10 protein-coding genes, 1 tRNA gene and 1 pseudogene are annotated in these 13,794 nt (G+C 68.0%); 6 read left to right on the top strand and 6 right to left on the bottom strand.

Going from position 1 to position 13,794, the window contains the following annotated elements; genetic code table 11:
* Window positions 1-335: 335 nt before the first annotated feature.
* Entirely contained in the window at window positions 336-1,364 is a 1,029-nt protein-coding gene (gene gnd, locus NI1_RS36450) for a phosphogluconate dehydrogenase (NAD(+)-dependent, decarboxylating) (RefSeq protein WP_067830959.1), read from the top strand.
* Between the two features lie 9 nt (window positions 1,365-1,373).
* On the opposite strand, the gene NI1_RS36445 is transcribed toward gnd, so the two are convergent.
* Both NI1_RS36445 and NI1_RS36440 read right to left on the bottom strand, forming a co-directional pair.
* Window positions 1,374-2,696 (bottom strand): lipase family protein, encoded by a 1,323-nt coding sequence (locus tag NI1_RS36445; protein ID WP_067830876.1) that lies wholly within the window; start codon window positions 2,694-2,696, stop codon window positions 1,374-1,376.
* Window positions 2,696-3,955: a hypothetical protein gene (locus tag NI1_RS36440; RefSeq protein WP_067830873.1), complete on the bottom strand. Its 1,260-nt coding sequence runs from the start codon at window positions 3,953-3,955 to the stop codon at window positions 2,696-2,698. Before NI1_RS36440 ends, NI1_RS36445 begins: the two co-directional genes overlap by 1 nt.
* Before the next feature lie 348 nt (window positions 3,956-4,303).
* On the opposite strand from NI1_RS36440, the gene NI1_RS36435 reads away from it, so the two are divergent.
* From NI1_RS36435 to NI1_RS36425, 3 genes are all read left to right on the top strand, one after another.
* Window positions 4,304-5,470: a glycoside hydrolase family 3 N-terminal domain-containing protein gene (locus tag NI1_RS36435; protein ID WP_067830956.1), complete on the top strand. Its 1,167-nt coding sequence runs from the start codon at window positions 4,304-4,306 to the stop codon at window positions 5,468-5,470.
* A gap of 133 nt (window positions 5,471-5,603) precedes the next feature.
* A complete protein-coding gene (locus NI1_RS36430) occupies window positions 5,604-6,221 on the top strand; it encodes a TetR/AcrR family transcriptional regulator (protein WP_067830870.1) in 618 nt (205 codons plus the stop codon).
* 99 nt (window positions 6,222-6,320) lie between these two features.
* Window positions 6,321-7,676 (top strand): DUF5685 family protein, encoded by a 1,356-nt coding sequence (locus NI1_RS36425; protein WP_067830869.1) that lies wholly within the window; start codon window positions 6,321-6,323, stop codon window positions 7,674-7,676.
* Between the two features lie 172 nt (window positions 7,677-7,848).
* On the opposite strand, the gene NI1_RS36420 is transcribed toward NI1_RS36425, so the two are convergent.
* Together NI1_RS36420 and NI1_RS36415 are read right to left on the bottom strand one after the other, a co-directional pair.
* The gene (locus NI1_RS36420; protein WP_084524250.1) at window positions 7,849-8,715 is read right to left on the bottom strand and encodes a MaoC family dehydratase; all 867 of its coding nucleotides are present in this window, start codon (window positions 8,713-8,715) and stop codon (window positions 7,849-7,851) included.
* The gene (locus NI1_RS36415) at window positions 8,715-10,070 is read right to left on the bottom strand and encodes a 3-oxoacyl-ACP reductase (RefSeq protein WP_067830863.1); all 1,356 of its coding nucleotides are present in this window, start codon (window positions 10,068-10,070) and stop codon (window positions 8,715-8,717) included. The genes NI1_RS36420 and NI1_RS36415 overlap by 1 nt, the downstream gene beginning before the upstream one ends.
* Before the next feature lie 228 nt (window positions 10,071-10,298).
* Here NI1_RS36415 and NI1_RS36410 point away from each other — a divergent pair, with 228 nt between their 5' ends.
* Window positions 10,299-11,621, top strand: a complete 1,323-nt coding sequence (locus tag NI1_RS36410) for an acetyl-CoA C-acetyltransferase (protein ID WP_067830860.1) — start codon at window positions 10,299-10,301, stop codon at window positions 11,619-11,621.
* A gap of 142 nt (window positions 11,622-11,763) precedes the next feature.
* Window positions 11,764-11,836 (top strand) — tRNA-Ala (locus NI1_RS36405).
* Between the two features lie 82 nt (window positions 11,837-11,918).
* Here the strand turns inward: NI1_RS36405 and NI1_RS40215 are convergent.
* Both NI1_RS40215 and NI1_RS39730 read right to left on the bottom strand, forming a co-directional pair.
* Window positions 11,919-13,280, bottom strand: a pseudogene (locus NI1_RS40215) (ADP-ribosylglycohydrolase family protein); the annotation flags it as partial.
* Window positions 13,189-13,635, bottom strand: a complete 447-nt coding sequence (locus NI1_RS39730) for a hypothetical protein (protein ID WP_157535538.1) — start codon at window positions 13,633-13,635, stop codon at window positions 13,189-13,191. The gene NI1_RS39730 and the pseudogene NI1_RS40215, both read right to left, overlap by 92 nt.
* Between the last annotated feature and the right edge of the window lie 159 nt (window positions 13,636-13,794).

Below are 13,794 nucleotides of genomic sequence, written 5' to 3'. Positions count from 1 at the left end.
TGCCAGCTGATTTCGCCGCGATCCGGGTAACTCACCGGGTACGCCCAGAATTGTTTCGGCTGCCTACCGCCGGAACGCATACGCGACTGTCAACGGATCCCAGCCGGACGCGAAAGTCGCGGAGAGACGGAAAAGAGCTCCGTGCGGTTGCCGGGTCGGGGGTCTGGCAACAGCACGGAGCCAACCCGTCTATCGGAGTGCACTCAGGGGCGTTACACACCTGCCCGGCAAACCCGGAAAATTCACGGGATCGGTCAGACTGGGACAATGGGGGCAATTGCCGCCAGGCAGTGCTCGGGACATGCCGCGGCTCCGGACGACTCGAGGAGATGAGTATGCAGCTCGGAATGATCGGGCTCGGCCGTATGGGCGCGAATATCGTGCGGCGGATCATCGGTGACGGGCATACCGCCGTCGGTTACGAACGCAAGCAACCGCACATCGACGAGCTCAGCGCCGAGCTGGGCGACAGTTTCGCCGGGACCACGGACCTGCCGAAGTTCGTGGCGCTGCTGGAGAAGCCGCGAGTGGTCTGGGTGATGATCCCGGCCGGTGCGACCGGTGCGGTCATCGACGAATTGGCCGAACTGCTGGAGCCCGGCGACATCATCATCGATGGCGGCAACAGCCGATACCACGAGGACATCAAGCGCGCTGCGATGTTGCTGCCCAAGGGAATTCACTACGTCGATATCGGCACCTCGGGCGGGGTGTTCGGTTTGCGGCGCGGCTTCTGCTTGATGATCGGCGGCGAAGCGGACACCGTCTCGTATCTGGAGCCGCTGCTGAAATCCATCGCGCCCGGAGTGGATGCCGCACCGCGCACGCCCGGCCGCACGGGCGCGCCCTCCACGGCCGAAGAGGGTTATCTGCACTGCGGTCCGGCGGGTGCGGGGCACTTCGTGAAGATGGTGCACAACGGCATCGAATACGGCGCGATGGCCGCCTATGCCGAGGGCATGAACATCCTGCACCACGCCAATGTCGGGAAGCAGTCCGACGCCGAGCATTCCGCCGAGGTCACCCCGCTCGAGCATCCCGAGTACTACCGATACGACATCGACCTACCCGAGGTCACCGAAGTGTGGCGGCGCGGTTCGGTGGTGGCGTCCTGGCTGCTCGATCTCACCGCCGCCGAGCTGTACGCCGACCCCAACCTCGATTCCTTCGGCGGCCGCGTCTCCGATTCGGGCGAGGGCCGCTGGACCGTCGACGCCGCCATCGACGAAGGTGTTCCGGCCCCGGTGCTTTCGGCCGCTCTGTTCCAGCGCTTCGCCTCGCGCGGTGAATCGCTGTACGCGGACAAGGTGCTCTCGGCCATGCGCCAGGCCTTCGGCGGCCATCACGAGCTGCCGAAGACCTGAGGCCCCGGCTCAGTCGAAGACGCTGTCCAGCCAGCCGACGGTCTGCATGCCGAACAGGTCGGTGCCCCAGCCGTACATGTCGGTCAACTGCTTTACCATGCTGCAATCGGTCGGCTGGTAGGTGACATCGACTCCGCGCGAACGGTATTCATCGGCCAGCGACCGCGAGTCCTGCGCCGGTACCAGCGACATGAACGAGTCGTCGGCCGCGCACGAGGTGATCAGCACCTTGGCGCGCGGCGTGCCGGTCCCGAGCCGGTTGTCGTCGTAGACGTGCTGGAAGGCCGGTTCGTCGGCCGGGTTCAGCCCGGAGGTGAACAGCGTGTTCAGGGGCACGAACGGCAGGCCGAAATAGACGGTCTGGCATTGGGTCCGGAACAGGTCCGCGAGCTGGCGGCCGGCGGGCGTCAGCTTGGCGTTCAGATCCATCTCCGGATACTTCGGCTCCAGGCCGAGCAGGGTCGCGAACGCGAATCCGGAGCCGATCGAGCCGTCGGCCTTGCGCATGAAGTTGCGCTGATCGACCACCATGCCTTCCAGCACAGCCGATTTCACGTTCAGCTCGGGCGCGTACTCGGGCTGGAGTTCGGCGGAGAAGCCCGCGCCGACGCCGCCGCCCGCGATACCGAACAGCGCGATCTGCGCCTGCGGATTCAGTCCCGCCGGAGCGTGATTGAGTGCCGCGCGGACGCCGTCGAGCTGGGTGTGGGCGGCGTATTTGCCGGCGAAGACGCCGTGCGGATCCGGGTCGGCGTCATTGCCGACATCGGAGATCATGACCGCGTAACCCTTGTCGAACATGAGCGCCAGCGGCCCCAGCGCCGAGAAGGACGCGCCGTCCATCGGGTCGCCGCCGGTCCATTGGGTGCTGGGATGGCAAGCGGCGCCGACACTGTCATTGGCCTCCTGATAGGAGACGATCTTGCGATCGGCGTCGGCGCGCCCGTCGACCGGGATCATCAGGATGCCGGTGCTGATCTCCGGGGTGACGCCGTCGCGGCCGGTGGTGACGTACATGAGCTTGTACGCGTCCAGGTTCGCGGGCTTCACGCCGGTGAACAGCACGTCGACCTTTTTGGCCTTCAGCACTGTCCCGGGCTGCTCGTCTCCGCCCAGCGCCGGTTCCCGGTACCACGGGTCATCGGCGCGCAAGCCGCGGAACACCTCTTCGGGCGAGGCCAGGGTGCCCTCGGTCAGCGCGCCGATCACATAGCCGTTGAACACCTGCCCGAGGTCGGGGGTGCTCGGCGGAACCGGTTGCGCCGCGGCGGTTCCGGCGGCGAGTCCGAGGGCGGCCAGCGCCGCCAGGGCATTGGTGGTCCAGCGGCGCATCAGAGTCCTCCGGCGTCGGTCACCCGCAGCGCCTGCGCGGCGGAGAGCAGCGTCTCCGGGGCGGTCAGCAGCGGACGATGGGTTTCGAGTTGGATCTCGTAGGGGGTGTTCATGACCGCCGCCAGCGCGGGCCAGTTGTGCTCGACCTGATCGCGGTACTTGGGCAGCAGTTCGGTGGTGATGTAGGCCCAGCGCTCGTCCAGGACCGACCAGTTCCAATCCGGCAGCGGCAGTACCAGTTCCATCGCGCGGCCATCGGCTGCGGTGAAAGGCATTCGCGCGGAATCGAATTCGCGTGGCGGGCGTACACCGGCGACGGACGGGGTGCCGGCCGCACCGCTCAGATAGGTGATGGCCTCGCCCACCGGCCCGCGGTAGCCGCGCACCTGATCCCATTGCGCGCCGACCGCCCACTGCTGTTCGCGGCGCAGCAGCACGACGTTTCCGGCCGCGATGCGGTCCTGGTCGCCGGAGGCGATATCGCGCCAGGCCCCGAGCACATCGTCGCCGATCAGCCCGGCCGCCCGGAACTCCGCGACGGCGGGCACGCCGCCGCTGACGTAGGCGTCGTGCATGGGGATGAGATCGGTGAAGATGTTCTTCTGCATCACCAGGATCATCCCGAGGATGTAGTCCAGGTCCGCGGGCGTGATCTTGTCGCCCGCCTGGGCCAGCGCGGCCAGACCGCGCGGCAACAGCGTCACCGCCTGCTCCCCCGCCGCATCGCGGACCGCGCCCAGCACGGTGCGGGCGGCATCGGCGATTCCCGGCAGCTGGTAGATGGTCTTGCCGAGGTCGAAATCGACCAGCCCGCCGCCGAAGTCGGCCCCCACCTGCCCGGCCATCCCGGCCCATTGCAGTTCGCGATGCGCGAGCTGGAGGTTCTCGTAATAGCGGTAGGAGGCGATCAGATTGCCGCGGTTGGCGCCGATCCCGGCCCGCGGATCCCAGCTGCTCAGGTCGATTCCGGCCTGTCCGGTGGCGTCGACCAGCCAATACTGTTCCAGCAGTGCGGCATAACGCGTGGCCGGGATGCCGCGGCCACGCGCCTCGTCGAGCAGCCGGCCCAGTTCGGCACGGTCGTAGGGCAGCTCGGGGTGGATGCCGCCGGGCCCGGCCGCGGCGTCGCGATTGACCAGCGGCAGGTCCAGCACGCGGTCGAGCGGGTCGGCCGCGACGGCCGGGGTGGCGGCGAGGCCGACGGCGAGCGCGGCGGCCAGCGCCAGGCCGGTCGCACGCAGGGCGGTACGGATACGCATGTGTTCGAAGCCTTTCGGGGCGCGGGGTCGGAGACGCGCCACAGTCGGCCGCCCAGGCAGCCGAGTCAATTAGCTGAATACTTGCTGTATACGAACTTAAAATCTGATATATGACAACTCTCGCGATCGACGTGTCGCTTTGTCATAAAGTCGTAAAGTAACGCACAGGTTGCCTGATAGGCGGTGTGTTTCATCCGACTACGCCGGATCGAATTCGGAAAATCGCGGGCACAACTCGGATGACATATTTCACAGCGAAGCCTCGAAACGAGTGCTCGCCACGCGACACGGCCGCCACGGCGGTGTCGAACTGGGCCGTCGCCCGCCCGGCGGCTACCGTCAGTGGACATGCGCCTCTTACCCGGGATCGTGCTCGCGGCCACCGCGGTCGTCCTCACCGCCTGCTCCAGCGGCAGCGGCCCGACGAACGAATCGGCCACCAGCAGTAAGGAATCCGCGAGCGCCACCACCGCGCCACCCACCACTACGGGCGGGCAACAGGATTGCGCCGCAGGGTATCTGGCGCAGTTCACGCCGCGGCAGAAGCTGGCACAGCTGCTCACCGTGGGCGTCACCGGCACCGCCGACGCGGAGAACGTGATCAAGACCGAACAGGTCGGCGGCATCTTCGTGGGCGGCTGGACCGACAAGTCGATCCTGACCGACCGATCCGCGATGGCCAAGGTCAAGGCCGCGGCCCGGACCCCCGTCATGGTGACGATCGACGAGGAGGGCGGGCGCGTCTCGCGGGTCAAGGACCTGATCGGGCCCGCACCCGCGGCCCGGGTCGTCGCCCAGACCATGAGCCCGGAGGAGTTCTACACCTTCAGCCTGGACCGGGCGCAGAAGCTGAAGGCGCTGGGCGTCACGGTGGATTTCGCACCGGACGTGGATGTCAGTGCGCAGCCGGATGATTCGGTGATCGGCGACCGTTCCTTCTCCGATGATCCGGACGTGGTGGTGCAGTACGCGGACGCGCTGATCCGGGCCTATCACGAGGCGGGCATCGGCACGGTCATGAAGCATTTCCCCGGCCACGGCTCCGGCTCGGGCGATTCGCACACCGGCGCGGTGCGCACGCCGCCGCTGGCCGAGCTCCAGACCAAGGATCTGGTCCCGTATCGCAAACTGATCGACTCCGGGTCCGCGGTCATGGTCGGCCACCTGGACGTCCCCGGTCTCACCCAGCCGAACGTTCCGGCCAGCATCAGCCCGCAGGCCATGGCACTGCTGCGACAGGGCGCTGGCTACGATTCAGCACCCTTCGACGGTGTGATCTTCACCGATGATCTCGGCGGCATGGCGGCCATCACGGCGCGCATGAGCATCGCCGACGCGGTGGAAGCCGCCCTGGTCGCGGGGGCCGACAATGCCCTGTGGATCACCACCGACGCGGTGCCGCAGGTGCTGGATCGGCTCGAGCAGGCGGTGCGTGAGGGCCGCCTACCGGGAAGCCAGGTGGATGCCTCGGTACTTCGCATGGCAAAGTTCAAGGGCACCGCGCCGCATTGCTGAGGGCCGCTCGAGCGCTCTCCGTCGTTTCGATCCGGCACGGCTTCAGCGCCTGATCGGCGAATCACCGGCAATTCGGGGTCGCGGAACTTACCATGGAGTAAGATAAGGGCTTCGATATGTCCTAGGAGAGTGCATGGCTGGCGGAACGAAAAGGCTTCCTCGCGCGGTGCGCGAGCAGCAGATGCTCGACGCCGCCGTGGAGGTCTTCTCGCGCAAGGGATATCACGACACCTCCATGGACGCGATCGCCGCCGAGGCGAAGATCTCCAAGCCCATGCTGTACCTCTACTACGGCTCCAAGGACGAGCTCTTCCGGGCCTGCATCCACCGGGAGAGCATCCGGTTCATCGAAGCCGTCGCGGTAGCGGGCAACCCCAAACTGACGCCGCACGAGCAGTTGCGCGCGGGCCTGGAAGCCTTCCTGTCCTACGTCGACAACAACCGGCTCTCCTGGCAGGTGCTGTACCGGCAGGCGCTGGGTCAAGCCCCCTTCGCCTCCGAGATCGCCAACAGCCGGGACCGGATCATCGAGCTGACGGCCAAGCTGCTGGAGTCCAGCGCCAAGTACGCCGAGCCCGGCACCAATTTCGAGGTGGTGTCGGTGGCGGTGATCGGTGCGGGCGAGGCCATCGCCGATCGGGTGGCGGCCGGGCAGATCGAAATGGCCGAGGCCGTGAACCTGCTCGACGATCTGGCCTGGCGCGGCCTGTCCGGCAAGAAGAAGGCCGACTCGGTCGCCGAATCGGTCTGAACCCACCGCTTGCCCGCCGCCCCGAACCCTGCGACAGTTTCGCTCTGATCATGTCGCTGGACGTCCGGGCCGGTCCGGGCGGGGAATGGGGAACGGGCTTTGTTCGGGCTGCTCAAACCGTGTACGCACAATGCCGGGAAGTACGGGCTCGCCGCCTCGGACTTCCAGGCCCAGATGTGCGGCCTGTGCCTGGGATTGCGTGACGGGCACGGACAGGTCGCCCGCGCGGCCACCAACACCGATGCCATCCTGCTCGGAATGCTCACCGAGGCACAGCAATCGGAGCCGGCCGGCCGGCGCACGGCCGGCCCCTGCCCCGCGCGTGGCATGCGCCGGGCGAACGTCGCGGCCCCCGGCTCCCCCGGGGTTCAGCTCGCCGCCACCGCCTCACTCCTGTTGGGCGCGACCAAGATTCGTGACCACATCGACGACGGCGATACCGGCCGCCTGGCGAGCCGCCCACTCGGCCGGATCTCCGATCGCTGGCAGGCACGGGCGCAAGCCGCGGCCGACCGGATCGGCCTGGACGCGGCCCCGCTGATCGTGGCCGTCGAAGCCCAGCCGGAGCTGGAGCTGGCGGCGATGCGCCGCACGGCCGCCCGGAACGGTGGTCCGCGACCGGATCTCGTCGCCGCCCAGCCTGATTCGCGCCCGGCGGGCCCCTTTTCCGACCTGATTGCCACCGCGGGTGATTCATCCGTGCCCGATCTGGAGGTGCTGGCGGCTCTGACCCGGCCGACGCAAATATGTGCCGCGGAGCTGTTCCGGCACACCGCGATACTGGCTGGGCGGCCCGAGAATGCCGACGCGCTAAGGGAAGTCGGGTGGCAGTTCGGGCGGATCGCGCATCTGGCGGACGCGATCGAGGATCTGGAGGCGGATCGCGAGCACGGGCGGTTCAATCCGCTGACCGCCACCGGGACCTCCACCACCGAGGCGTATGCGCTGCTGCGGGAATCGGATTCGCTGCTGCGCGCGGCATTGCTGCGGACCGGGCTGGAGCGCGCGGCCACGGTGCGCTGGATGCTGCTGGATCCGCTGCACAGCGTGGTACGGCGGATCGGCCGGGCGACGGGGGCGCTGCGAACGTGCGCGACGAATTCGTGCGATCGGCACGGCACCGCGACGTCCGAAAGCGTCGGCGCGCCGCATGCCCAGTACGGCGTCGAACCGCCGCGAACTCCGTTCAGCCGCCCGGGATTCTGGGAGGGCATCGGAATCGGCTTCACCCAGTACTGCACCGGTTACGCCTGCTGTGCCGAGCACACCAATCCGTGCACCGGCGAGCACAAGAAATCCTGGCTCGAGCGCAACCTGCACGAGCTCTGCGATTGCGGGTGCGACGGCTGCTCGAACTGCTGTAGCTGCGACTGCGGCGGCAACGGTGACGGCGGTTGCTGCGATTGCGATTGCTGCGACTGCGATTGCTGCGGCGGCTGCGACTGCGGCTGCTGAATCCGGCGCACCCGGAACGCGAAAACCGCGCACCGATTCGTGATCCGGATGTCGAAACCCCTGCGAGACGACATACGGTTCGCGAATCGGTGCGCGGCCGGCACTCCTGCGAGTGCGAACTCCCGGTGTTCGAGACGAGCTCTTGACGAACCCCGGGAGTTGGTCCTCTACCTTAGCGCAGGGTCGCGGTGAGGTGCGGGAAACCCTTCTTCGGGTTGCGCAGGGCCAGGTCCCAGCCACCCGCGACGCGATCGGCGTACACGTTCACCGTGGACGGCAGGAAGATCGGCTTGCCGAACTTCACCTCGTAGGTGGCCTGGCCGGGAACGCGGCCCTCGATATTGGACAGGATGTTGGCCGCGGACCACATACCGTGCGCGATCGGCTTCGGGAACCCGAATGCCTTGGCGCCCAGGGCGGAGGTGTGGATCGGGTTGTGGTCCCCGGACGCGGTGGCATAGCGGTTGATCATCTGCTGATCGACCCGGGTCTGCCGCATCGGCGCGGGTGCTTCCTCTTCCGGCTTGGGCTCCGGCTTGGGCCCGCCCGACAGCGAGGTGCGCTGCTGGTGCAGGAAGGTGGTGACCTGCCGCCACACCAGCTCACGACCGACGTTCACCTCGGTGACGGCGTCGACCAGCAGGCCCTTGGGGTGCTCGCGCAGGTTCTCGATGTGCGTCTCGAAATCGAGCGGTTCGGACACCGAGATCTCACGGGTGCGTTCGATGGTGTTCTGCGCGTGCACCGCGCCGACCGCCACGAACGGGAAGTCCCGCGCCACCACCAGCTGCATGGCCAGCGGGAAGCTGAGCACGAACGGGTAGGTCAGCGGCAGCGCGTCGTCGAAGCGCAGCCCGGTGGCCCGGCAGTAGGCGGCCAGATGGTCGGGATCGACCTTCAGCCCCGCCAGCTTGATGACCCGGTCGGGCAGCTTGTCCGGCCGCGCCGAGAGTCCCGGCACCGGAACGGCGCCCAGCGCCGCCTTGACGAAAAGGCTGCTGTTCTTGGGGATTTCGCTGAGCGTGATGGTCTGCGACATCATGCTCCGATCAGGGCCTGGCCGCAGACGCGAACGATATTGCCGGAGACCGCGTTCGAGGCCGGGGAGGCGAAGTAGGCGATGGTCTCGGCGACGTCGACGGTCTGGCCGCCCTGCAACAGCGAGGAGAGCAGGCGGCCGGCCTCGCGGGTGCCGAGCGGGATGGCGGCGGTCATGGCGGTCTCGATGAAGCCGGGGGCCACCGCGTTGATGGTGATGCCCTTCTCGGCCAGCTTCGGCGATTCCGCGTTCACCATGCCGATGACGCCGGCCTTGGAGGCGCCGTAGTTGGTCTGGCCGCGGTTACCGGCGATACCGGCGATGGAGGACACGTCGATGACGCGGCCGCCTTCCTTGAGCGCGCCGGCGGCGACGAGACCCTCGGTAATGCGGTGCGGCGCAGCCAGGTTCACGTTGATGACCGAGTTCCAGCGACCCTCGTCCATGTTGGCGAGCAGCTTGTCGCGGGTGATGCCGGCGTTGTGCACGACGATGTCGATGCCGCCGAAGCGCTCGGTGGCGAAGGCGGCCAGCTTCTCGGCGGCGTCGGGGGCGGTGACGTCCAGGGCCAGGGCGGTCGCGCCGACCTTGTTGGCGGTCTCGGAGAGCGCCTCACCGGCGGCCGGGATATCGGCGACGATGACGGTCGCGCCGTCGCGGGCGAAGACCTCGGCGATGGTGGCGCCGATGCCGCGGGCGGCACCTGTCACCACGGCGACCTTGCCTTCGAGCGGCTTGTCCCACGAGGCGGGGGCGGTGGAGTCGTCCTTGCCCACCCGGAAGACCTGGCCGTCGACGAAGGCCGACTTGCCGGAGAGGATGAAGCGCAGGGTGGATTCGAGGCCGGTGGCGGTGGCGGCGGCTTCGGGGTGCAGGTACACCAGGTTGGCGGTGGCGCCGCGCAACAGTTCCTTGCCGACCGAGCGCGAGAAGCCTTCGAGCGCGCGCTGGGCGATCTGCTCGTCAACGGTGGCGGACAGTTCCGGGGTGGTGCCGATGACGAGCACGCGGCCGGAGGCGGCGATGCTGCGCATGGCGGGCTGGAAGAACTGGTACAGCTGCTCGAGCTCTTCGATGGTCTTGATGCCGGTGGCGTCGAAGACCAGCGCGCCGAACTTCACGCCGGGGGTCACGCCATCGACGAAGGTGTAGTCGCCCAGCAGGTTTCGCACCGCGTCGGCGGCCCGGCCCTTGCCGCCGACCAGTACCGGGCCGGGCAGCGCGGGCTCACCGGCCTTGTACCGACGCAGGGTTTCCGGCTGCGGCAGGCCCAGCTTGGAGGCCAGGAACGCGCCGGGGGCGGAGTGGATGAACGATCCGTACAGATTGGGAGCGCCCTTGCTCTTGGCAGCCACTGGTTCCTACCTTCTTCTCGTCTCGGGGGTCAACGCCTCGATTGTCCGTGTCTTACATGCCGTTCACCCTCGTGCGCGCGCACAGTCCGAAGCGGTCTTGCGCACATCAAGAGGGTCCGGTGTCGACAAATGAACTTACTCCAGAGTAAGTTTAATGTAAACCGACAGCAGCGGGTCCCGCGGGATCGCGCGCAGGGGAAATCCACCGACGAGACACTGGAGACTCGAGTGACCACCAAAGCCCGTTCGGCGAAGACCGCGGCCAAGAACACCAAGCAGGCCCGCCCGGTAGCCATCCTCGGCGGTAACCGCATTCCGTTCGCTCGCTCCGACGGCAAGTACGCCCACGCCTCCAACCAGGACATGTTCACCGCCGCGCTGAACGGCCTCGTCAGCCGCTTCGGTCTGCAAGGCGAGCGCCTGGGCATGGTCGTCGGTGGCGCGGTGCTCAAGCGGGTCGGCGAGCACGGCATGATCCGCGAGTCCGTCCTCGGCTCCACCCTGTCGCCCTACACCCCGGCCCACGACCTCCAGCTGGCCTGCGGCACCGGTTTGCAGTCCATCGTGACCGTAGCCGACGGAATCGCGCTGGGCCGCTTGGAGAACGGCATCGGCGGCGGCACCGACACCACCTCCGACGCGCCGATCGGCGTCAGCGAGGGCATGCGCGAGTGGATGCTCGACGCCAACCGCGCCAAGAAGAACTCCGACTACGTGAAGCTGGTCGGCCGCCTGCGCCCCTCCATGGTCGGCATCGAGATCCCGCGCAATGCCGAACCGCGCACCGGTCTTTCGATGGGTGAGCACGCCGCCATCACCGCCAAGGAGTTCGGTGTCTCCCGCGAGGCGCAGGACGAGCTGGCCTACCTGTCGCACAAGAACATGGCCGCCGCCTACGACCGCGGCTTCATGGACGACCTGATCACCCCCTTCCTGGGCCTGACCCGCGACGACAACCTGCGTCCCGGTTCGACCATCGAGAAGCTGTCGACCCTGAAGCCGGTCTTCGGCACCAAGCTCGGCGATGCCACCATGACCGCCGGCAACTCCACCCCGCTCACCGACGGCGCCTCCGCGGTGCTGCTGGGCTCCGAGGAGTGGGCGGCCTCGCGCAACCTGTCGCCGCTGGCCTACCTGGTCGACTCCGAGGTCGCCGCGGTGGATTACATCCACGGTCCGGACGGCCTGCTGATGGCCCCCACCTACGCGGTGCCGCGCATGCTGGCCCGGAACGGCCTGACCCTCCAGGACTTCGACTACTACGAGATCCACGAGGCGTTCGCCTCCGTCGTGCTCGCCACCCTCCAGGCGTGGGAGTCCGACCAGTACTGCAAGGAGCGCCTGGGCCTGGACGGCGCGCTCGGCTCGATCGACCGGTCGAAGCTGAACGTGAACGGCTCCTCGCTCGCCGCGGGCCACCCGTTCGCCGCCACCGGCGGGCGCATCATCGCCCAGACCGCCAAGCAGCTGGCCGAGAAGGGTGGGGGCCGTGCGCTCGTCTCCATCTGTGCCGCGGGCGGCCAGGGCGTCGTCGCCATCGTCGAGCGGTAGTTCGACGCGGAGATAGGAATTCGGGGCTGCGGCCCCGGGCACTCAATGAGGGTGGCGGCCGGTCCGGTCGCCACCCTCATTTCGTTCCGCGCCGAAAATCGGGTGCGCGCAATCGATCACGGCCGCTACGCTTCCGGCGGCTCGCGGAGTGGATCAGTTGGTAGATCACCTTTCTGGCAGAGAGGGAGTCGCGGGTTCGAGCCCCGCCTCCGCGGCCCCCTGATCGGCTAGTCGCAGCGTGCGCCGGGCCAGCTCGGAGATGGCGCTGTTGTCGTATCCGGCGACGGCGCTGCGCAATCGGTCGTGCAGGGGTTCGGTCCAATGCGATGGGATGCCCGCGGCTCCGGTGAGGATGCCCGCGACCGATCCGGCGGTCGCGCCGTTGGAGTCGGTATCCCAGCCCGCTTGCACGGTGAGACCGACCGTTCGGGTGAAATCACCTTCACCCCAGAGCAATCCGGCGGCGATGCACGCCGCGTTCCCGACGGCGTGCACCCAGTTGTAGTGGCCGTGGCGGGCGCGCACCGCCGCGATGGCGTGATCCCAGGGAAAGCCGCGCCGGAAATCCTCGGCAACCTCCGCCAGCGCCACCGCGAGGCGGGAGCGGGCCGGCAGTACCTCTTGCGCGGCGGTCAGCGCGGACTCCGGATCGCCGGCGGTGAAAGCGGCCGCCACCAGGGCGGCTCCCCAGCCGGCGGCCCATAATCCATTGCCCACGTGGGAGATAGCGGCGTCGCGGGCGGCCAGGGCGGCGGCGCGATGCGGATCGCCGGGGCTGACGTAACCGTAGATGTCGGCGCGGATCAGCGCACCTATCCACTCGCGGTAGGGATTTCGGTAGGACGCGGTGTCGGGCGGGAGGTAACCGTCGATGAGATTGCGGTAGGCGACGCGTTCGGCGGTATACGTCTGCAAGAACGGGAGCCGCTCCAGCCAGAGCGCGGAAACATCCTCCGCCGTGAAACCGGGGCCGTGCTGTTCGAGCAGGTGCAGGCCCAGCAGGGTGTAGTCGAGATCGTCGTCGCGGGGAGCGCCGTCGACGCGGCCGAGCGTGGATTCCGTCCAGGTCCAATGCAATCGGAGATCCTCCGGCATCGGATCGCGGGCGGGGACGTAATCGCGGAGGGGGTAGGCGGCGACGGGCTCCAGGTACTCGCGGATGCGGTCCGGGGTCCAGAGGAAACCGTTCTCCAGCGGCTTGCCGAGCGTGCAGCCGACGCAACGGCCCAGCCAGCCGCCGTGAATGCGATCGAACAGCTCCGAATGCCGCAGCGCTGACGGCGGTTTCGCAGCCGCGGGCGCGTCTCGCGCCCGGGGCGGGCCGATATCGGCCCATTCGTCGTAGGGCCAGCCGGGTAGTCGCGGAGCCGCCTCCACCCGATCCAGCAGCCGCCAGCAGGAACCCGGCTGCGGCTGCGCGGTATGGGTGAGATCGCGGACCTCCTCCGCGAAATCGTCCACCGCGTAACCGGATTCCCGCCGCTGACACCATTCGTAGTACAACAGGGCACGCGGATCGGCCTCGTGATGGCCGAAGAACGCCGTCTCTATCGAATCCACCGGATCCTCACAGGACCGCCTGCGCGGCGGCCACCACCTCGGACAGCAGGGGCATTGATTCGTCGCGCTGGGGTGCGCGCGCCCACCACCGGCCCTCATGGGTGTGGCGGCCGAATCCGGTGGGCAGGATGACATTACTGCGATGCGGGCCGATATCCACGCTGTTGCGTTCGAGAACCTCGATACATTCGTCGGCGGGGTAGCCGTCGAACACGGCGAGAAACGTGCGCCGCGGCGGCCGCTCCCGCACCAGCACCGGGCCGGGAATCCCGCGCCGCTCGAGTTCGCCGAGTATCAAGCCCCCCAACGGTTCCGGGGTGTTCAAAGCCGCGATGGTGTCGATCAGCGGTAGCACCACGAAACCCGGCGTGGTCACGTGCACATACGGCAATCCGAACAGGGAGCGGTACACGCGCGCCCATTCCTGCGGAGTCGTCAGCTCGTCCAACCGCACAATCCACCCCTCGTTCGGGCCTAGCTCCAACGACGGCGATGTCGATCGTCGGCTGAGCCGACATTCCTCAATTCTCAGTGAAAACCCCGCCTCGCGCGCGCACTACGGATATTGGTGAATCGTTCGCAAACTGTGGACAACCTGTGGCTGATTCGGTCT

This window comes from Nocardia inohanensis NBRC 100128 (genome assembly GCF_001612945.1).
Taxonomy (GTDB): domain Bacteria; phylum Actinomycetota; class Actinomycetes; order Mycobacteriales; family Mycobacteriaceae; genus Nocardia; species Nocardia inohanensis.
The sequence above is the reverse complement of the archived record's forward strand: the minus strand, read 5'-3'. Positions and strand labels throughout refer to the sequence as shown.

Coding starts and splice junctions, on each gene's coding strand:
- gnd (WP_067830959.1), top strand. CDS start 336: ATGCAGCTCGGAATGATCGGGCTCGGCCGTATGGGCGCGAATATCGTG.
- NI1_RS36445 (WP_067830876.1), bottom strand. CDS start 2,696: ATGCGCCGCTGGACCACCAATGCCCTGGCGGCGCTGGCCGCCCTCGGA.
- NI1_RS36440 (WP_067830873.1), bottom strand. CDS start 3,955: ATGCGTATCCGTACCGCCCTGCGTGCGACCGGCCTGGCGCTGGCCGCC.
- NI1_RS36435 (WP_067830956.1), top strand. CDS start 4,304: ATGCGCCTCTTACCCGGGATCGTGCTCGCGGCCACCGCGGTCGTCCTC.
- NI1_RS36430 (WP_067830870.1), top strand. CDS start 5,604: ATGGCTGGCGGAACGAAAAGGCTTCCTCGCGCGGTGCGCGAGCAGCAG.
- NI1_RS36420 (WP_084524250.1), bottom strand. CDS start 8,715: ATGTCGCAGACCATCACGCTCAGCGAAATCCCCAAGAACAGCAGCCTT.